At 42.3% G+C, this 17,446-nt stretch carries 25 protein-coding genes and 1 riboswitch; of the genes, 18 read left to right on the plus strand and 7 right to left on the minus strand.

The window, feature by feature from the left end:
• Positions 1 to 2: 2 nt before the first annotated feature.
• Complete coding sequence (locus tag SB660_RS13840) at positions 3 to 581, minus strand: CYTH domain-containing protein (RefSeq protein ID WP_410582961.1); 579 nt, start codon at positions 579 to 581, stop codon at positions 3 to 5.
• Between the two features lie 236 nt (positions 582 to 817).
• Between SB660_RS13840 and SB660_RS13845 the strand changes: the two genes are divergently transcribed.
• The 4 genes from SB660_RS13845 to SB660_RS13860 all read left to right on the plus strand — a co-directional run bounded on the left by SB660_RS13845 (position 818) and on the right by SB660_RS13860 (position 3,623).
• Entirely contained in the window at positions 818 to 1,183 is a 366-nt protein-coding gene (locus SB660_RS13845; protein ID WP_180309229.1) for a UPF0738 family protein, read from the plus strand.
• Between the two features lie 33 nt (positions 1,184 to 1,216).
• On the plus strand, positions 1,217 to 1,846 hold the full coding sequence (yjbM, locus tag SB660_RS13850; protein WP_003211990.1) for a GTP diphosphokinase: 630 nt from the start codon (positions 1,217 to 1,219) through the stop codon (positions 1,844 to 1,846).
• A gap of 65 nt (positions 1,847 to 1,911) precedes the next feature.
• Positions 1,912 to 2,712 carry an NAD kinase gene (locus SB660_RS13855; RefSeq protein ID WP_058014287.1) on the plus strand — a complete coding sequence of 267 codons (801 nt, stop codon included), beginning with the start codon at positions 1,912 to 1,914 and terminating at the stop codon, positions 2,710 to 2,712.
• 44 nt (positions 2,713 to 2,756) lie between these two features.
• Positions 2,757 to 3,623 carry an RluA family pseudouridine synthase gene (locus tag SB660_RS13860; RefSeq protein WP_410582964.1) on the plus strand — a complete coding sequence of 289 codons (867 nt, stop codon included), beginning with the start codon at positions 2,757 to 2,759 and terminating at the stop codon, positions 3,621 to 3,623.
• 42 nt (positions 3,624 to 3,665) lie between these two features.
• Here SB660_RS13860 and prpE read toward each other — a convergent pair whose 3' ends face one another.
• Positions 3,666 to 4,409: a bis(5'-nucleosyl)-tetraphosphatase PrpE gene (prpE, locus tag SB660_RS13865; protein ID WP_180309227.1), complete on the minus strand. Its 744-nt coding sequence runs from the start codon at positions 4,407 to 4,409 to the stop codon at positions 3,666 to 3,668.
• A gap of 162 nt (positions 4,410 to 4,571) precedes the next feature.
• Between prpE and SB660_RS13870 the strand changes: the two genes are divergently transcribed.
• From SB660_RS13870 to SB660_RS13915, 10 genes are all read left to right on the plus strand, one after another.
• Positions 4,572 to 6,413, plus strand: coding sequence for a monovalent cation:proton antiporter family protein (locus tag SB660_RS13870; RefSeq protein ID WP_410582966.1), 1,842 nt, complete (start codon positions 4,572 to 4,574; stop codon positions 6,411 to 6,413).
• 59 nt (positions 6,414 to 6,472) lie between these two features.
• Positions 6,473 to 6,582: riboswitch (TPP riboswitch) on the plus strand.
• A gap of 78 nt (positions 6,583 to 6,660) precedes the next feature.
• Positions 6,661 to 7,371, plus strand: coding sequence for a thiaminase II (tenA, locus tag SB660_RS13875; RefSeq protein ID WP_410582968.1), 711 nt, complete (start codon positions 6,661 to 6,663; stop codon positions 7,369 to 7,371).
• The gene (tenI, locus tag SB660_RS13880) at positions 7,346 to 7,963 is read left to right on the plus strand and encodes a thiazole tautomerase TenI (protein ID WP_180309224.1); all 618 of its coding nucleotides are present in this window, start codon (positions 7,346 to 7,348) and stop codon (positions 7,961 to 7,963) included. Before tenA ends, tenI begins: the two co-directional genes overlap by 26 nt.
• On the plus strand, positions 7,947 to 9,059 hold the full coding sequence (gene thiO, locus SB660_RS13885) for a glycine oxidase ThiO (RefSeq protein ID WP_180309223.1): 1,113 nt from the start codon (positions 7,947 to 7,949) through the stop codon (positions 9,057 to 9,059). The genes tenI and thiO overlap by 17 nt, the downstream gene beginning before the upstream one ends.
• Positions 9,056 to 9,259: a sulfur carrier protein ThiS gene (thiS, locus tag SB660_RS13890; protein ID WP_180309222.1), complete on the plus strand. Its 204-nt coding sequence runs from the start codon at positions 9,056 to 9,058 to the stop codon at positions 9,257 to 9,259. The genes thiO and thiS overlap by 4 nt, the downstream gene beginning before the upstream one ends.
• A 4-nt stretch (positions 9,260 to 9,263) precedes the next feature.
• The gene (locus SB660_RS13895; RefSeq protein WP_058014279.1) at positions 9,264 to 10,031 is read left to right on the plus strand and encodes a thiazole synthase; all 768 of its coding nucleotides are present in this window, start codon (positions 9,264 to 9,266) and stop codon (positions 10,029 to 10,031) included.
• Positions 10,028 to 11,041 (plus strand): thiazole biosynthesis adenylyltransferase ThiF, encoded by a 1,014-nt coding sequence (locus SB660_RS13900; protein WP_410582971.1) that lies wholly within the window; start codon positions 10,028 to 10,030, stop codon positions 11,039 to 11,041. Before SB660_RS13895 ends, SB660_RS13900 begins: the two co-directional genes overlap by 4 nt.
• A gap of 16 nt (positions 11,042 to 11,057) precedes the next feature.
• Positions 11,058 to 11,864, plus strand: coding sequence for a bifunctional hydroxymethylpyrimidine kinase/phosphomethylpyrimidine kinase (thiD, locus tag SB660_RS13905; RefSeq protein WP_410582973.1), 807 nt, complete (start codon positions 11,058 to 11,060; stop codon positions 11,862 to 11,864).
• Between the two features lie 150 nt (positions 11,865 to 12,014).
• Positions 12,015 to 12,791: an enoyl-ACP reductase FabI gene (gene fabI, locus SB660_RS13910; RefSeq protein WP_017359660.1), complete on the plus strand. Its 777-nt coding sequence runs from the start codon at positions 12,015 to 12,017 to the stop codon at positions 12,789 to 12,791.
• A 114-nt stretch (positions 12,792 to 12,905) separates the two neighbouring features.
• A complete protein-coding gene (locus SB660_RS13915) occupies positions 12,906 to 13,520 on the plus strand; it encodes a CotO family spore coat protein (RefSeq protein WP_180309219.1) in 615 nt (204 codons plus the stop codon).
• A gap of 35 nt (positions 13,521 to 13,555) precedes the next feature.
• Here the strand turns inward: SB660_RS13915 and SB660_RS13920 are convergent, their stop codons facing one another.
• The 5 genes from SB660_RS13920 to SB660_RS13940 all read right to left on the minus strand — a co-directional run bounded on the left by SB660_RS13920 (position 13,556) and on the right by SB660_RS13940 (position 16,186).
• Positions 13,556 to 13,999, minus strand: a complete 444-nt coding sequence (locus tag SB660_RS13920; protein WP_058014276.1) for a CotY/CotZ family spore coat protein — start codon at positions 13,997 to 13,999, stop codon at positions 13,556 to 13,558.
• A gap of 205 nt (positions 14,000 to 14,204) precedes the next feature.
• Positions 14,205 to 14,696 (minus strand): CotY/CotZ family spore coat protein, encoded by a 492-nt coding sequence (locus SB660_RS13925; protein WP_003211658.1) that lies wholly within the window; start codon positions 14,694 to 14,696, stop codon positions 14,205 to 14,207.
• A 146-nt stretch (positions 14,697 to 14,842) separates the two neighbouring features.
• On the minus strand, positions 14,843 to 15,331 hold the full coding sequence (locus SB660_RS13930) for a spore coat protein (RefSeq protein WP_058014275.1): 489 nt from the start codon (positions 15,329 to 15,331) through the stop codon (positions 14,843 to 14,845).
• A gap of 88 nt (positions 15,332 to 15,419) precedes the next feature.
• Positions 15,420 to 15,755 carry a hypothetical protein gene (locus SB660_RS13935; RefSeq protein WP_041815414.1) on the minus strand — a complete coding sequence of 112 codons (336 nt, stop codon included), beginning with the start codon at positions 15,753 to 15,755 and terminating at the stop codon, positions 15,420 to 15,422.
• Positions 15,756 to 15,799: 44 nt separating this feature from the next.
• Positions 15,800 to 16,186, minus strand: a complete 387-nt coding sequence (locus SB660_RS13940; RefSeq protein ID WP_058014273.1) for a spore coat protein — start codon at positions 16,184 to 16,186, stop codon at positions 15,800 to 15,802.
• A gap of 177 nt (positions 16,187 to 16,363) precedes the next feature.
• Here SB660_RS13940 and SB660_RS13945 point away from each other — a divergent pair, with 177 nt between their 5' ends.
• The 4 genes from SB660_RS13945 to SB660_RS13960 all read left to right on the plus strand — a co-directional run bounded on the left by SB660_RS13945 (position 16,364) and on the right by SB660_RS13960 (position 17,444).
• On the plus strand, positions 16,364 to 16,714 hold the full coding sequence (locus SB660_RS13945; protein WP_058014494.1) for a DUF1360 domain-containing protein: 351 nt from the start codon (positions 16,364 to 16,366) through the stop codon (positions 16,712 to 16,714).
• A 71-nt stretch (positions 16,715 to 16,785) separates the two neighbouring features.
• A complete protein-coding gene (locus SB660_RS13950) occupies positions 16,786 to 16,914 on the plus strand; it encodes a hypothetical protein (RefSeq protein WP_003211271.1) in 129 nt (42 codons plus the stop codon).
• Positions 16,915 to 17,000: 86 nt separating this feature from the next.
• Positions 17,001 to 17,222: a hypothetical protein gene (locus SB660_RS13955; protein WP_410582978.1), complete on the plus strand. Its 222-nt coding sequence runs from the start codon at positions 17,001 to 17,003 to the stop codon at positions 17,220 to 17,222.
• A gap of 84 nt (positions 17,223 to 17,306) precedes the next feature.
• The gene (locus SB660_RS13960; RefSeq protein WP_003212017.1) at positions 17,307 to 17,444 is read left to right on the plus strand and encodes a YjcZ family sporulation protein; all 138 of its coding nucleotides are present in this window, start codon (positions 17,307 to 17,309) and stop codon (positions 17,442 to 17,444) included.
• Positions 17,445 to 17,446: the final 2 nt, after the last annotated feature.

Here is a 17,446-nt window from a genome sequence, read left to right on the forward strand (position 1 = left end):
ATTCATCTATTCTGTGTTTTCATTTTCTCTTCATAAAAACGTACGACTTTGTTTTTCGTGTTTCGTACAGGGATTTGAAATTGTTGGAGCAATGCGGAGAATGCGGATTGTCCGATTTCCAGGTCGCTCACTTCAAATTCAAGTTCATAGTCCTCTATTGTTAAATATCGGTTGTGATCCAAAACAATTAAGCCTTCTTTGATCATTTTTTCAGCTCTTGACGTTTCAAGTGAACCAAAATACACAATTTGATCCTTTTGAATGTTCAAATGGTCTAGCCTGTCAGCCACTTCACCTTTTGGCAGCTGAAAATCGTCAAGGCTTGAAGGAGGAGCAATTGTTTGGTGGGTTTCGAGTAAGCCTATTTCGTGTGGTTCCTTTAACGTGAGAACCCACTGATCGTTTTTTTCTCTCATTCTTAATGCAGCAAATTGAGATTTTATATCAAATTGGGGTGTATCAAAGTAATAGTTGGTTTGTGTGTGAAAATCCGAATCCTTCAATTGAAAATGTTGTTTCAACTGTTCAAATTCTTCTTTCATTAACAATTGCTTTAGTTCTATTTCAATTTCCTGGGCCATTTTGACATCAACCTTTCATTTAGAGGAAATATGATTATTGTACATGAAGTATGTTCATCATGTAAAAGACAGTTTTTATCTATTATTTCTCTTTCCGCATGTGCCAAAATCAATGGATAATTACGTGAAAGGATCATTTATAAGAAGAAAATAGGATTTTCTCAAAAAGTTCGGTTTATCAATATTGAACTTGATATGATAAAATAAAGCTGTACTTTGTTGTAAAGGAGATCATGATGCAAAACCGAATTGAAATCGCAGAAGCAACTTTAAAAGAAGACAGGCTGATTTTGACGACCAAGTCAGAAGAGCAAATCCAAAAAGCAAAAGCATCAGGACAAATGCTTGTTGATTCTGATCACTTTGCGTTCGTTTACATACTTGAAAACGAGGAGTCCTTTTCATATCTTATCTTAGGGGAACATACATGGGGTCCATTAAAAGAAGCAATGAATCTTGACATCCCTGTCTATTTGACAGCAGGAGGCCATTCGTTAGAACTCATTCAGCTTCATCAAGAATTACATTATTTAATCGACAATATTAAAGACAATGCCAATTACGGAGATATGGAAGAGAAAGTGAAGAGCACATTCCTCTGAAATAATTAGGTATATGGAATTGGGGGAAGTTTCATGGACAAAAAACAATGGGATCAATTCCTCGCACCGTATAAACAAGCAGTCGAAGAATTAAAAGTGAAACTAAAAGGCATTCGAAAGCTGTATGAATTCGAGGATGACCATTCACCAGTAGAATTTGTCACAGGCCGAGTGAAACCCGTTGCCAGCATATTAGAAAAGGCAAAGCGTAAAAACATCCCAATGCATGAAATTGAAACGATGCAGGATATTGCTGGGCTTCGCATTATGTGCCAGTTTGTAGAAGACATACAAGTCGTGAAAAAAATGCTCCAGTCACGAAAAGACTTCGTGGTTGTTGATAAACGCGACTATATTGCAGAGCATAAAGAAAGCGGATACCGTTCGTACCACCTTGTTGTGTTATATCCGCTGCAAACGATCAATGGAGAGAAACAGCTCCTTGTCGAAATCCAAATTCGTACACTTGCGATGAATTTCTGGGCGACCATTGAGCATTCTCTGAATTATAAATATAGCGGGAATATCCCGGAGAAAGTCAAGCTGCGCCTTCAAAGAGCTTCTGAGGCAGCATCTCTTCTTGATGATGAGATGTCCGAAATTAGAGGGGAAATTCAAGAAGCACAAGTAGCATTTTCCCGGAAAAAGAAAAACGACAGCTGAGCCTGTGCTTGATCAAATATGATGCTGCCCTCTTATAGCAGCAAGGTGGAAAAGGAGAAGAATTCATGAAATTTGCAGTTTCTTCGAAAGGGAATTCTGTATCTGACACACTCAAAAATAAAATTCAGACCTACTTATTGGATTTCGGAATGGAACTCAATGAAGAGGAACCAGATCTTGTCATTACGGTTGGTGGTGACGGCACCCTTCTTTATGCATTTCACCGTTATAGCGACCGTCTGAATGAAACAGCTTTTGTGGGTGTTCATACAGGTCATCTTGGTTTTTATGCTGACTGGGTGCCAAGTGAAATTGAAAAACTCGTCTTAGCTATAGCGAAAACACCTTATCACATTGTGGAATATCCAATCTTAGAAGTCATTGTCAGATACAACGACGGCGGCAGAGAAGAGAAATATTTAGCCATGAATGAATGTACGATTAAAAGTATGGAAGGGACACTTGTGGCAGATGTTGAAATTAGGGGTCAGCTGTTTGAAACATTCAGAGGTGACGGTCTTTGTCTGTCTACACCGTCTGGCAGTACAGCCTATAATAAAGCACTTGGGGGCGCCATTATTCATCCTTCCATTAGAGCCATTCAGCTGGCAGAAATGGCTTCAATCAACAACAGAGTGTTTCGAACGGTCGGTTCGCCGCTTATTTTACCAGACCATCATACTTGTGTCATTAAACCGAGGAATGATGTCGATTTTCAGGTAACCATTGATCATTTGACGCTGCTTCATAAGGACGTCAAATCCATTCAATGCCGGGTAGCAGACGAGAATGTCCGCTTTGCCCGATTTAGACCATTTCCATTTTGGAAAAGGGTGCAAGATTCCTTTATCGGAAAAGGTGAATAAGAAAGAGGTCGTTCTCGCTGGAATACTTTACACTAAACAAAACCATGACAGCCAAAGAAGAAGGGCTGCTTTTAAAGGATTATTTAATAGATATTGGCATTTCGAAAAGAATGCTGACGGATATTAAATTTGATGGCGGTGATCTCCTCATTAATGGAGAGCATGTGACTGTGAGATACAAGCTGCATAACGGAGACACGCTCACTATTTTATTCCCCGAGGAAAAAGTGAGTGAAGGGCTGAAGCCTGCTCAGATTCCGCTTGATATTTTATTTGAGGATGAGCACGTTCTTGTGCTGAATAAAAAGCCACATATCCCGTCTATTCCTTCTCGGGAGCACCCAGAGCACAGTATTGCGAATGGATTGCTGCATCATTATGCAGAGCAGTCTGTTCGGCTGACGGTTCATTTAGTGAACCGCCTTGATCGTGATACATCTGGCGTCATGCTTGTGGCCAAGCATCGCTTTGCCCACAGCCTTTTATCAAAAGCGCAGAAAAGTGGAGCGGTCAAACGAACATACAGAGCGTTTACACATGGCTTGATCAAAGAAAAGCGTGGAACCATTCGTGCAAAAATTGCCCGAAAAGGAGATAGTATCATCGAGCGAATGGTCGATGATACTGGACAGGAAGCTGTGACGCATTTTACAGTGCGAGCGGTGGACGCTGAGTTGAACATGTCAGATGTGACGCTGGCACTTGAAACGGGGAGAACCCATCAAATTCGTGTTCATATGCAGTATCTTGGTCATCCGCTCATCGGAGATACGTTATATGGCGGAACGAGTGAGCAGATGAACCGGCAGGCACTGCATAGTGAGACTCTTGTCTTTCCTCATCCGATGACCGGGGAGGAAATGACATTCTCGGCTCCGCTTCCTGAAGACATGAAATCATTGCTCCGTTAAATAGAGAAACCCGGCTACCTGCAAGCTCAGGACCGGGTTTTTTTATGATGTGAAATGCTGAAACCTTGAATCGTCATAAGGCATAGAGGATGGAACAGAAACCGTTTCAAGCTCAGGGTATTTAAGGGCAGACAGCCGGTGGCCAAATACACAGCCTGTATCAATGTTGACGGTTCTGCCAACGAACCGCGGTTCTTTCACTGGTGTATGCCCGTAGACAATCCATGGTTTTCCGCGATATTCCTTTGCCCAATCCTTCCGCACAGGTCGTCCATCCGGCCATGTTTCTCCTGTGACTGCGCCAAATAATAGATAGGATCGCATCTGTTTGTTCGGCTTTCTACCAATGTCCTTTTCCTTCATCGCTGCGTGAGCAATCATTAGTTCATCAGGAATAAGTACATCGTAAAGCGGAGCCTTCTCAAATAGCTGCTTAAATTCATGTGACAATTTCGTTTGTTCATGAAGGGGAAGCTTTTTTATTTCGTTCACTGTGGTTTCAATGCCATGAAGTAATTTCACGGGATTTCCTTTCAAATAGCGATATAGTTTAAAGCAATGGTTGCCAGGTACGTAGCGGATCGCGCCGTGTGCGTAGGCATGAATGACAAAGCGCATGACATCTACTGACTGAGGTCCTCGATCTGTTAAATCACCGACAAGTGCTAGCGTTCTCTTATCAGGATGGACGGGTAATCCATGTTTGAGTTCGTATCCTAGTTTGTATAAGAGGGTAAGCAGCTCTTCGTAGCAGCCGTGGATATCACCAATGATATCAAATTTCATAAGATTTCCTCCTGATTTTACTCATCCATTCATCGGGGTTAAAGAAGTTTGAATTTTAGAACATATAACGAATGGCTTTCTTTTCATTTAGGCAATTGTTAGAATCAATGCTTTAACGTAAACCTTAAAAGATTAAACATCAATGTTAGGAGGCTTTAGCCAATGGAGCATACATCTGTTTCATCACTCGTTGTCGTTATTATTGTTGCCTTTTTCACCCCACTTTTATTGCACCGATTTAAGCTGACCATTCCGGTCGTTGTTGCTGAGATCATCATGGGGCTCATCATTGGAAAAAGCGGTCTTCAACTGGTTGTTGAACATGATGCGTGGTTAGATACGTTATCCATGCTCGGTTTTATTTTTCTGATGTTTTTAAGTGGACTTGAAATAGATTTTTCTTCTTTCGAGTCAAAGAAGAAAGCACGAGAACTGCCAAATGGTCTAAAAGAGCCAAATACGTTTATTGCAGCCACTATTGTTTTTCTTGGCGTATTTAGTATTTCTTTTATCCTGTCTTATGCGTTTGTTCTTGCAGGGTTTATCCAAAATGCCTTTTTAATGACGCTCATTATATCGACGATCTCATTAGGGGTAGTGGTTCCCACCTTAAAAGAGGAAAAATTGATGCAGACGAATATCGGTCAAATCATCTTGCTTGTCGCTGTCATTGCTGATTTGGTGACAATGATTTTACTTGCTGTATTTTCCTCCATTTATGGCGATGGTACAGGGAATATGTGGCTTCTGCTCTTATTATTTGCTGCAGGCATCCTTCTTTATTTATTTGGCCGCGTATTTAAGACAAAGTCAATTTTTCAGTCCATGTCAAAAGGGACCGTGCAAATTGGGACAAGGGCGATCTTTACTCTCATTATAGTCTTAGTTGCCTTATCTGAATCACTCGGTGCTGAAAATATTCTTGGGGCATTTTTAGCAGGTGTGCTTGTGTCTCTTCTTTCGCCGAATAAAGAGCTTGTTCAGCAGCTGGATTCATTTGGCTACGGATTTTTGATCCCTATCTTCTTTGTGATGGTCGGAGTTGATTTGAATATATGGGCACTGTTCAAGGACCCAACCATTATGATCATGATCCCGCTGCTATTTATTGCATTACTGATTAGTAAGCTCATCCCGATCCTTTATTTGAAAAAATGGTATGACATGAAAAAAGTGATCGGCTCTGGCTTTTTATTAACATCGACGTTATCACTCGTCATTGCAGCAGCGACGATCGGGGAGCGGCTTGGAGTCATTGATCATAAAATGTCCGGCGCGCTGATTTTAGTCGCGGTACTCACGAGTATTTTAACGCCTGTTTGGTTTAAAGCGCTGTTTAAAAAAGAACAAGCTGCGAGCCATAAAAAACGTGTGACCTTTATTGGTGCAAATCAGCTCACCTTACCTGTCACACTCGATTTACATCAGGATGAATATGATATTCGAATTTTGCATGTCTTTCAAGAAAATAAAGAAGCGCTGCTTGCCGACTCCATCTTTGAAGTGGAATCGATTGAGAAGTACGACGATGAGACGCTGCGAAAGGCAGGCGTTGGCCGGGAGGATGTCCTCGTCGTCGCAACAGGCAGTGAGACAAAAAATAAGGAAATTGCTTTATTTGCAAAGGAAGAAGGATCAAAACAAGTCATTGCGAGTGTGAATAAAGCTGAGGCAGAGCTGACATTGAAGGAAGCGGGCATTGATACGTTTTCTAATTTCCTATCATCTAAAACGGTGCTAAGAGCTTTGATTGAAGCACCGGATGCGATTCGATTATTAACAAATGAGGATACTTCCTTGTATCAAATTCAAATGAACAATCATCGCTTTCACAATGTCATGCTGAGGGAGTTTCCATTCACCGGCGATTTGGTCTTTGTCCGTATTTTCAGAGGGGTAGACAGTTTAGTCCCACATGGAGATACGACGCTTAGAAGCGGCGACCGTGTGCTTGTGTCGGGCTCTCGTGAATATGTGGCAGGACTAAGAGCCCAATTAGAGTAACAATGAACCCTTGACCAATGAACAATTCCTGATTAAGATAGAAGTACAACATCATATATTTGATCCACTAGGGGAGTCCTTTAAAAGGGCTGAGATAAAAGTATTGACTTTTAGACCCTCATTACCTGAACAGGTTCATACCTGCGTAGGGAAGTGGTGCGGTTTTTGATTATGCTTTTGACAAATTCCAAGCCACTTTCCATATGGAAAGTGGCTTTTTTATATGGAAAAACAGGAGGAGAGAAACATGACGTTTTCAACTGAATGTAAAGAAGCAGCAGCAACATGGTGGAATGGAAGCTTTACACACCCCTTTGTGAAAGGGATTGGAGATGGCACGCTGTCACTCGATCGTTTCACTTATTACGTGATGCAGGATTCATATTATTTAACTCATTTTGCAAAGGTGCAAGCATATGGAGCGGCGATTAGCGAGGACTTACATACGACGGGCAGAATGGCGTATCATGCGCAGGGGACGTATGAAGCGGAGCTGTCGCTGCATAGAAAGTTTACAGAGCTTTTAGAGATTTCAGATGAAGCCATCGAGAACTTTAAGCCATCTCCAACTGCTTACGCGTATACCTCACATATGTACCGATCTGTGAAAAGCGGACGATTCGAAGAGATATTGGCTGCGTTATTGCCGTGCTACTGGCTTTATTATGAGGTGGGTGAAAAGCTGAAACAAACCACACCTGACCATCCGATTTATCAAGAATGGATTTTGACATATGGAGGAGATTGGTTTAAGGAGCTCGTCTTTGAACAGGTCAACCGCTTTGATGAACTAGCCGAAAAAGCAACAGAACATGTGCGGACCAATATGAAAGAAAATTTTGTGATTTCTAGCTATTACGAATACCATTTCTGGGAGATGGCGTATCAAAAAGAAATGTGGCAAACAGCATGCTTAGATGGGGTTGGTGCAAATGGAACTCCACGCAGTGACAAATGATTCGCTTCCTGCGGAAGAGCTGATCAAACAAATAATAGCCATTGTATCTGAAGTGGATTTTATTCATATACGGGAACGGTCTAAAACAGCAAGTGAGCTTGTTGATATCGTGAAATGTCTCCTTTTAGAAGGTGTACCAAAAGAGAAGCTCATGATCAACGACAGAGTAGACGTTGCGCTGCTCACCAATATTCACCGGGTACATCTCCCGGGCCATAGCTTTTCGCCAAAAGAGCTGCGGAAAAAATTCCCTCATCTTCATGCGGGTGTCTCCGTTCATTCGATAGAAGAAGGGAAAGCAGCTGAGAAAAATGGAGCAGAGTATGTCATGTTTGGGCACGTATATGACACCACTTGTAAACCAGGACTTCAGGCAAGAGGCATACAGCTTGTGGAAGAACTGACATCTGTACTGTCTATACCAGTGGTGGCAATTGGTGGTGTGACACCTGAGCGCGTTCCAGAATTGAGACAAGCGAATGTGAAAGGGATTGCTGTCATGTCTGGAATTTTTACTCATCATCAGCCGCGCAAGATGGCACAAGCATTTTCTAAACAAGTAAAGGAGAATCCTTATGAAGAAGCATTATGATGTGGCAATCATTGGTGGTGGAATCATAGGGATGTCCATTGCCTATCACCTTGCAAAAGTAGGAAAGCAGGTCGTTTTATTTGAGGCGAATGAGGCAGGGAAGCAAACGACAAGTGCTGCTGCTGGGATGCTTGGTGCACATGCTGAAGGAGAGGGTCATGAGGATATTTTCTTTCAAGCAGGCAGAGCAAGCCAGGCATTGTACGAGAAGTTAAAAGTCGATTTACGGCATGAATCTGGCATTGATATTCGAACATCAGTGGGCGGTATCATGAAGGTAGCCTTTACCGAAGAGGAGAAACAAGCACTTTGCCGGATGCAGCATTTGTCTACATTTGAGTGGATGGACGCAGGCAGCGTAAAAAAATGCATGCCTCAAATGGCAGAGAACATCCTAGGAGCAGGTTTGATTAAAGAGGATGTTCATGTCGAACCTTATGCGGTATGCCGAGCATTTTGGCAGGCGGCGGTCAGGTACGGGGCAGAAGTGAAAGAGTGTACACCCGTGATCGAAGTGAAGCGGGAGAAAGAAGCGTTAGCAATTAGAACAACGATGGGGACATTCACATGTGATGAACTAACTGTAGCAAGTGGTGTATGGTCTGGCCATTTTTTTGAAGAGCTTGGATTATCTCATTCTCTTTATCCAGTAAAAGGGGAATGTGTGTCTGTATGGAATCATGGTCCAGCACTCCAACACACCATTTACCATGATCATTGTTACATCGTTCAACGAGATAGCGGCAAACTGATCGTTGGCGCAACGATGAAGCCAAACGAGTGGCAAACTGTTCCAACGCTTGGCGGTATCGAAGCTGTCATTCAAAAGGCGTCACAGCTGATGCCTTCGATTAAGGAGATGCCGATTGATCAGTGCTGGGCTGGCCTTCGTCCGGCGACAAGCGACCAGCATCCCTACATCGGAAGACACCCAGAAGATCGGCGTATTCTTTTTGCTGCTGGTCATTACAGAAATGGTATTTTACTTGCTCCGATTACTGGAAAGATCATTCGCGACCTGATATTAGGTGAACCGGTCAAAAAAGAATGGCTTCACGCATTTCGTATTGACCGAAAGGAGGCACTGTTTGTATGAAAATTCAATTGAATGGCAGAATCGTTGATTTCGATCAAGAGAATGGAACGATCTATGACCTGCTATCAGACTATCACCTTGAAAATCGAGTAGTGATTGTGGAAAAGAACCAAGAAATTATTGATAAAGAAGCGTTTCAACAAGTGAAAATTCAACCTAATGACACGATTGAAATCGTTCACTTTGTAGGAGGAGGATGACAACATGCTGCATATTGGCGGAAAAACATTCACATCTAGATTATTACTTGGTACAGGGAAGTACCCATCATTTGAAATTCAAAAAGAAGCTGTGAACGTATCAGAAGCAGAAATATTAACCTTTGCTGTGAGAAGAATGAACATTTTCGAAGCATCTCAGCCTAACTTTTTGGAACAGCTGGATTTATCTAAATATACGCTGCTTCCGAATACAGCTGGTGCAAGTACAGCAGAAGAGGCAGTTCGTATTGCTCGCTTAGCGAAGGCTTCCGGACTGTGTGACATGATCAAGGTAGAAGTCATTGGCTGCTCAAGGTCTCTTCTGCCAGATCCAGTCGAAACGTTAAAAGCATCCGAAATGCTACTCGAAGAAGGATTTATCGTGCTGCCATATACATCTGATGATGTGGTACTGGCAAGAAAATTAGAAGAGCTTGGTGTCCATGCTATCATGCCAGGTGCTTCGCCGATTGGTTCAGGGCAAGGCTTACTAAACCCTCTGAATCTCTCATTTATTATCGAGCAGGCGAAGGTACCAGTGATTATTGATGCTGGTGTAGGCTCTCCAAAAGATGCGGCTTATGCGATGGAGCTAGGAGCTGACGCTGTATTACTGAACACAGCTGTGTCAGGCGCTAAGGACCCTGTGAAAATGGCAAAAGCCATGAAACTGGCGATTGAATCAGGAAGGCTAGGCTTCGAGGCAGGACGCATTCCATTGAAAAACTACGGGACAGCAAGTAGCCCGCAGGAAGGAATGCCGGCATTTTGAGCACTCGTTATTCACGTCAAGAGCTCTTTCAGCCAATCGGCACAGAGGGGCAAAAGCGGTTAAATGACTCAAAGGCTGTCATTATTGGTGCGGGAGCGCTTGGGACAGCTAGTGCTGAAATGCTTGTTCGTGCTGGCGTTGGATCTGTCACCATTTTGGATCGAGATTATATTGAGTGGAGCAACCTTCAGCGTCAGCAGCTTTACACAGAGCAAGATGTGCAGGATCGGCTGCCAAAGGCCGTGGCGGCTGAAAATAGACTCAAACAGATAAACAGTGACGTACAGGTCAAGGGAATCGTCGTCGATGTGACCGCTGAACATATTGACGAACTGGTCAGCGGCGCTTCAATCATTGTCGATGCAGCGGATAATTTTGAAGTGAGAATGATCGCTAATGATGCTGCTGTGAAACATCAAATTCCATTCCTTTATGGAGCTTGCGTTGCCAGCTATGGTATTCAATTTACTGTCATTCCTGGTGAAACACCGTGTTTACACTGCCTTCTTGAACATTTACCCGCACAGGGCATGACATGTGATACAGCCGGTATCATTAGTCCAGTTGTGCAGCAGGTGGCAGCATATCAAGTGGCAGATGCCCTGAAGTATTTAACGGGTCATCACGTGACGCCGATTTTAAGATCGTTTGATTTATGGACCAATGAACGGTCTGACATCCGATCAGCCAGTTCCTTAAAGAAAAAACAATGTCCAAGCTGCGGAATGAAAACATATCCTTTTCTCTCCTATGACAAGAGAGCAAAGGCAGATGTACTATGCGGCCGCAATACGGTCCAAATCCGCAGTGCAGCTGAAACTCCGCCTTCGTTACACGAAGTGGCTCTTCGGTTAAAGAAAGCAGGGATGGATGTCCTTGAAAATCCGTATTTGCTTTCCTGTCAAAAGGATGAATATAAGCTTGTCTTATTTAAAGACGGCAGAGCCCTTGTCCATGGCACAAATGATATGGCAAAAGCAAGAACCATTTATCATCAATGGATTGGCTAATGAGAGGTGTGATGAAATGACGATTAAAAAAGCATTTACAATCGCAGGTTCTGATTCTGGCGGCGGCGCAGGCATTCAAGCTGATTTAAAAACCTTTCAGGAGCTCGGTGTGTACGGAATGTCTGCGATCACAGCGATTACGGCACAAAACACACTAGGTGTTCATGGGGTATATCCGCTTTCAATCGAGGCGTTAGAAAGTCAAATTGATGCAGTGGCAGAGGATTTACTGCCAGATGCCGTCAAAACAGGAATGCTGTGGAGTGCAGATATGATCAAGATAGTTGCTGAAAAAACGGTTCAATATGACATGAAGCTGATTGTCGATCCAGTGATGATCGCAAAAGGAGGCGCTTCTTTATTAAATGAAGATGCGGTCTCAGCATTAAAAACACACTTGCTGCCTGTCAGCTATGCCGTAACGCCGAATCTTCCTGAGGCAGAAGTGCTGACAGATATGCGCATTCAGACAAAAGAAGATCGATATCTAGCAGCGGAGCGTTTATATGAGCTTGGTACGAAACATGTCGTGATCAAAGGCGGTCACGGCCCATCTGGCGGGATGATTACAGACCTGTTGTATGATGGAAAAGGCTTTATAGAAGTCACAAATGAACACATTGATACCCCGCATACACACGGCACAGGCTGCACGTTTGCAGCAGCATTAACAGCTGAAATTGCGAAAGGATACTCCATGAGAGAAGCTTTTGAAACTGCAGAAACCTTTGTCCATGAAGCCATCAAGTACCCTTTGAATATTGGAGGTGGACACGGACCTACCAACCATTTTGCTTATCAGCAAAACCGGCTCAAACGTTAATAAAGTCAAACCGTCTTCACTCGTGTGGACGGTTTTTTGATGAAAAAGAAACTTTCTTTCAGCGGAAATTGTCATTCTCTCATGATCTGTGATAATATTATGATCAGGTACTAATACTATGTCTTGAAAAAATAGGAGGCTTTATTACATATGAACTTTTCTTTAGAAGGCCGTAATATCGTGGTAATGGGTGTTGCCAACAAACGAAGCATCGCATGGGGAATTGCCCGCTCACTTCACGAAGCTGGAGCTCGTTTGATTTTTACTTATGTTGGAGATCGTCTTGCTGAATCTGTAAAAGAACTTGCAAGCACACTTGAGCGCGATGATTCAATCATTCTTCCATGTGACGTGACAAGTGACGAAGAAATCGAAAAATGTTTCGCTGCAATTAAAGAAAAAGTACAAGTCATTCATGGCGTTGCGCATGCGATTGCATTTGCAAACAAAGAAGAGCTTGTCGGTGAATACTTAAACACGAACCGTGAAGGGTTCCTTTTGGCGCACAACATTAGTGCATACTCTTTAACAGCTGTAGCAAAAGCAGCGCGCCCATTGATGACAGAAGGTGGAAGCATCGTCACACTTACATACCTAGGCGGAGAGCGTGTGGTTTCTAACTACAACGTAATGGGTGTAGCGAAAGCAGCACTTGAAGCAAGTGTGAAATACTTAGCAGCTGATTTAGGCGCAGAAGGTATTCGTGTGAATAGTATTTCTGCTGGTCCAATTCGTACACTGTCTGCAAAAGGCATCAGCGGCTTTAATACCATTCTGAAGGATATTGAAGAGCGTGCACCGCTTCGCCGTACAACGACTCCTGAAGAAGTTGGCGATACAGCGCTATTCTTATTCAGTGATCTATCACGCGGCATGACAGGTGAGAATCTGCATGTTGATTCTGGCTTCCATATCATTGCCCGCTAAACAACTAAATGATTTGCAGCATACCGAATAAGGGTATGCTGTTTTTTTATTTTTCTTCTGATTTGAGTCGTCCGCTCATATATATAAGGAATGAATCATTCGGGAGGGATTAGTATGTCAAATAAAGGTGATGAGAACCAGAAACCGCTTATGTATATTGTTCAGCCGAGCTATGATGAATCAATGCCGGCCATGCAAAATATTGTGAGAAAGCGAAAGAAACCCGAAAAACCACAAGAAATTTCTAAGAGTAAAAAAGACAAGAACGAAGAAGGTACACACGAGGAACCCGTGGCTCAAGAAATCGAGAAGAAAAGAGAAGCAGAGCCGCCTGAGCGTCAGCAAGAACAAGACATGATGCAAGAAGCAGAGCTTACCCAAGAACAAGACATCTCAAAAGAACCAGAGCTTATACAAGAACGAAAACCCCAGCGAGAAGAGGAAAAGCCGCCAGAAGGTGTATTTCATGAAACAAAAGAAGAACCTAGAAGAAAACGAGTGAAAAAGCCTTTAAGTCAGATGAGCATTGACGAAAAAGTCGATTTTCTCACAAGCCTGCCTCATAATATGCCAAGAGCCCTTTGCCTGATTGAATCTGATGGTAAAACTTATAGAGGGATTATCATGGATCGAAAAGAAGATACAGTGGTCATTCGAACAGCGGGCGGGGGAAATCCAGTTGAATTGGCAATAGATGAAATTTCCTCGATTCATCCGCTTGGCTTTTAACAAATAAAAAAAGTCCCATAGAGGGACTTTTTTTGTTAGCAGTTACGGTTGATGAGTCGTGGATTTAAGCACTCGATTGCGCAGAAGCAGTCAAGATCTACTTCAATGCAATACTTCGATTTTTCTAATCGGAACACATCACATACGGAATCTTTATCTGTAAAATCTAAAATATGACGGTCTTTGTCAAATGCGATTAGCAAGCTGAGTGTTGCGCAGTGGTCAGAGATGTGTTCGACTCTGAAAAATGTAGTGCTAAAGCAAGGACCTGGATCTACTTCTCCAACGTTTCCGAATGCGACGAATGGTTTTGATTTAGAGGTAAAGAGAACAAACGGGACAGTGTCACCTAATGAATGGGATGGAGAAAGGAGATTGCTGTAACAGCTGGTCGGACATTCTTCTTCAACGGCATTTTGTAAGTCGTTAATATTTTCAACAGCCTCTGCTACACAATTCCATGAATGTTTGCGGCTCATATTCAACCCTCCTATACTAGGAAATTTGTTTGAGTGTTTGAGCACTGTCATCATCTACAAGCTTTTTGTTTTACCGGTTGATACTTCTACTTTCAATCAATGCGGAAGCGGCAGCTCTTATGCTGACTGTTCCGCATGATTGACTGTCATTCGTAAGGAAGGGGATGCTTTGACTCATGACAAGTTAGGTCAACGGATGATTGATTTAGCCGTGGTGATGATGCTTTTTATCTTTCGATGGCATGACTCTGTCTACTAGTTCTGGGTTTAAACATTGGATTGCGCAGAAGCAGTTTAGATCAACCTCAATACAAAAGTCCGTTTTTTCTAGACCAAAGAAGTCAGGGTCACAAGGGTGACACACGCTGAGCGTATGTCCGTGTACATCAACAGGTCTTAATACAGATAACGTAGCACAGCAGTCGTGTAATTTTTCAACCCGGAAGAAAATGGATTCGAAGCATTGGCAATCGTCAACAAATCCTCCAATGTTTCCGAAAGTAGAAAACAATCCGCCCTTTTTATCAAAAAGTAAAAACGGAATTGTATCTTTTCCAGAAACTGTCGGGCTTAATAAATTACTGTAGCAGCTCGTAGGACATTTATCTTCTACAGCTTCCTGCTCTGCTAAAATCTTATCAACCGCATCGCATACACAGTTTTCATCATGTCGGCCATGGTGTTTTCCGCAGCTCATGGATTTCAGCTCCTTTAACAAGGTATTTGACTTTAGTCCTTAACAACATATGTATGCGCCCTCTAGTTGGTGTGGGTAAATGACTATTTATATTTGTTGTATTTTTATAAAAGGAAAAGCAGAGCTTTTCGCTCTGCTTTTGGACATTAGAGGATACCGATTGCAACGATTGTCGCAACAAGTGTTTGAGTAAGTGTTTGAATCGCGATCGAGATATCCGCATCGATTGTTGATACTGTAACGTTTCTAGAGTTTTCAATGACAAGTTTCTGGCGGTTTGTTTGTTTGTGAGTAGCGGCTTGTAAGAGATCTTGTGTGACGCGGTCTGCTAAATCACCGTCTGCGATTGAGATGTTTGTAATGGTAATGATCGCTGTTTGAACAGCTACTTGGATAGATGCTGCAACCTGTGCATCAACAGAAGAGACGTTAATGTCACAAGAGTCTCTAACGATAATGACTTCCTCAGATGTCTGCTTTGTCACACTTACTTGATCAAAGTCTTGCAAGACGTCTTCATCATCATAATAGTGGCCGTCACAAACTGCTTTTCTTTCATAGTTGTAATCGCCGTGGTGTCCGTGGTGTGTACAGTTACGATCTAGAGCGACCCAAGAGTATGGTTTAGAATCCATTTCTATTCCTCCTTCCGTTTACTTTATTAAATGCTGGCATGCGTTGTTTTGTCTCAGGCATTTACCCTATCACGCAACCCATTTTTATTTAATCGTTGTTTCGCTGCGCATCACGGCGCTGTTGAATACGATCTCGAAGTGAATTTCGTTTTGGACGTACTTGCGGTTCAGGGGCTACTTCTTCCACATGTTTTGCTGCCTCAGCCTGCCTTTTTTTCTCCTGCTGCTGTTGTACGAAGTCATCTGCTTTCTTTTGTAAGTCCTCAACTAATTTCAAAATCATTCTTCTTTGATCATCTGAAATATTTGCTTTCTGATCATCTGTGATATTGTTTTTGTTTAAAATATCACTTACAAGAAGACTCGTTAATGGATCAACCTCAGTGTTGATTTGAAATTCCTTTTTTTCGTTCTCTTCAGCCACGATTATTTCACCTCTTTCATACATAATGTTAGAAAAAGAAAGGGTCAAAGAATGCCGGCTTCAACTAATAGTACATTCAATGTTTGAGTGAGAATTTGTACGGAGTTCATAATGGATGCATCAGATAGTGTAATCGTGACGTTATAGCAATTGATGATTTGAATCACAGTTTTCTTTTGGACTGTCACTTGTTGTGTGGCTAAAAGCTGATCTGTGATGTCTGCAGCCAATTCATCGTCTGGTACAAGAAGTTGGATTAAAAGAGTAATGATTGTCGTTACGGTCGCTTGAAGGGAGAGTGCGGCTGTTACATCTGTTTTATGAATTGTGACATTTTCGGAATCTTTGATCTCAATGAAATCATCATAATTGCTGATTAATTCGTTTAATAGTTGTGTGTATAATAAATCAGCACTTTCTTCAATAGACAATACTTTCACTCCTTTCTTATCTATACATTATTTAATGCAGCAGAGGCTCAAGGTGGAATCGGAAAGTGTGAAAAAGTACAACCCAATTTTATTTCTGCCCGATTCATCATGGAGTTCTTTCTTTTTGCATATATAAAGAAAGGACGAAAAAAAGGAGAAAGAGGGAGGTGGAGGCTTCTGAGCGGTGCTTTGTCATTTGTCGTGTTTGCCCTCGCATCCTTTAGACTGACGAGGCTCATTGTGTTTGATACCATTACTGCTCCTTTCCGCCGTTTATTTCATGAAGAACAAGAAGAGATCAATGAACAAGGTGAAGTAGAGACATATATCATCATTAAAGGTAAAGGGCTGCGGTCTTGGATAGGAGAGCTGTTAAGCTGTTATTGGTGTACTGGCATGTGGTGCACTGCTGCTTTACTTCTGATATACATACTATTTCCTGTCATCAGCATGTGGCTTAATTTACTATTAGCCATTGCAGCAGCAGCAGGCATTATTGAAGCAATTGTCTCAAAGCTGGTGAAATAAACAGGCATTCTGATCAGACACGCTTTCAAAAAATGCATATACTATCATGGAATAGGAAAGGAAGGGTTGCGATGAAACCAACTGAAACGCCGTCACATACGCTTCAAGGTTATCCAGCGCAGTCAAATCAACAATCTGTTTATACGAAGAAAATTAAAAAAGCAGGCTGCGGCTGTGGAAACAAAAAGAAACCTCAATAGAAGAGAAAACAAAAGCCGGATTTATCCGGTTTTTTTGTTGCCCTTTTTTTGAGTGATGCATATGTAAGAGAGAAGGGGTGACCAGAATGGATGCATTCGAACAATTAATCGGTTCCTTGTTCACTAAACCCCATGATGGGAAAGAGCAAGCGCACGAAAAGGGTGAAATGGATCTAGCGGATAAAGCGAAGGATCTTGAGCAGCACTTAAAGGCATTTGGCGAGAAGATGGATGCTTTTGCGAAAGAAACAGAAGCATTCATTGTGTGTCATGGAGAGGCAGATTACGTCTTTAAACAGCAGAAATAAAAATTCCGCACTTTTTTATGTGATCGTCCAAACCATTTGTAGTATTTTTCATATTTTGTAAGGGAGAAGAGGAGGTGCTTATATATGAGTTGTTACGGTTACGGTGGCGGTTCTTGCGGCGGCTACGGCGGAGGTTACGGCGGCGGATATGGATCAACATTTGTTCTTGTCGTTGTGCTTTTCATCCTTCTAATCATCGTTGGTGCTTCTTTCTTTAACTAAAC

The sequence above is a fragment of the Bacillus sp. SIMBA_005 genome, assembly GCF_046535585.1.
In the GTDB taxonomy this organism is placed as follows: Bacteria; Bacillota; Bacilli; order Bacillales; family Bacillaceae; genus Bacillus; species Bacillus pumilus.

Coding starts and splice junctions, on each gene's coding strand:
- SB660_RS13840 (WP_410582961.1), bottom strand. CDS start 581: ATGGCCCAGGAAATTGAAATAGAACTAAAGCAATTGTTAATGAAAGAA.
- SB660_RS13845 (WP_180309229.1), top strand. CDS start 818: ATGCAAAACCGAATTGAAATCGCAGAAGCAACTTTAAAAGAAGACAGG.
- yjbM (WP_003211990.1), top strand. CDS start 1,217: ATGGACAAAAAACAATGGGATCAATTCCTCGCACCGTATAAACAAGCA.
- SB660_RS13855 (WP_058014287.1), top strand. CDS start 1,912: ATGAAATTTGCAGTTTCTTCGAAAGGGAATTCTGTATCTGACACACTC.
- SB660_RS13860 (WP_410582964.1), top strand. CDS start 2,757: ATGACAGCCAAAGAAGAAGGGCTGCTTTTAAAGGATTATTTAATAGAT.
- prpE (WP_180309227.1), bottom strand. CDS start 4,409: ATGAAATTTGATATCATTGGTGATATCCACGGCTGCTACGAAGAGCTG.
- SB660_RS13870 (WP_410582966.1), top strand. CDS start 4,572: ATGGAGCATACATCTGTTTCATCACTCGTTGTCGTTATTATTGTTGCC.
- tenA (WP_410582968.1), top strand. CDS start 6,661: ATGACGTTTTCAACTGAATGTAAAGAAGCAGCAGCAACATGGTGGAAT.
- tenI (WP_180309224.1), top strand. CDS start 7,346: ATGGAACTCCACGCAGTGACAAATGATTCGCTTCCTGCGGAAGAGCTG.
- thiO (WP_180309223.1), top strand. CDS start 7,947: ATGAAGAAGCATTATGATGTGGCAATCATTGGTGGTGGAATCATAGGG.
- thiS (WP_180309222.1), top strand. CDS start 9,056: ATGAAAATTCAATTGAATGGCAGAATCGTTGATTTCGATCAAGAGAAT.
- SB660_RS13895 (WP_058014279.1), top strand. CDS start 9,264: ATGCTGCATATTGGCGGAAAAACATTCACATCTAGATTATTACTTGGT.
- thiD (WP_410582973.1), top strand. CDS start 11,058: ATGACGATTAAAAAAGCATTTACAATCGCAGGTTCTGATTCTGGCGGC.
- fabI (WP_017359660.1), top strand. CDS start 12,015: ATGAACTTTTCTTTAGAAGGCCGTAATATCGTGGTAATGGGTGTTGCC.
- SB660_RS13915 (WP_180309219.1), top strand. CDS start 12,906: ATGTCAAATAAAGGTGATGAGAACCAGAAACCGCTTATGTATATTGTT.
- SB660_RS13920 (WP_058014276.1), bottom strand. CDS start 13,999: ATGAGCCGCAAACATTCATGGAATTGTGTAGCAGAGGCTGTTGAAAAT.
- SB660_RS13925 (WP_003211658.1), bottom strand. CDS start 14,696: ATGAGCTGCGGAAAACACCATGGCCGACATGATGAAAACTGTGTATGC.
- SB660_RS13930 (WP_058014275.1), bottom strand. CDS start 15,331: ATGGATTCTAAACCATACTCTTGGGTCGCTCTAGATCGTAACTGTACA.
- SB660_RS13950 (WP_003211271.1), top strand. CDS start 16,786: ATGAAACCAACTGAAACGCCGTCACATACGCTTCAAGGTTATCCAGCG.
- SB660_RS13955 (WP_410582978.1), top strand. CDS start 17,001: ATGGATGCATTCGAACAATTAATCGGTTCCTTGTTCACTAAACCCCAT.
- SB660_RS13960 (WP_003212017.1), top strand. CDS start 17,307: ATGAGTTGTTACGGTTACGGTGGCGGTTCTTGCGGCGGCTACGGCGGA.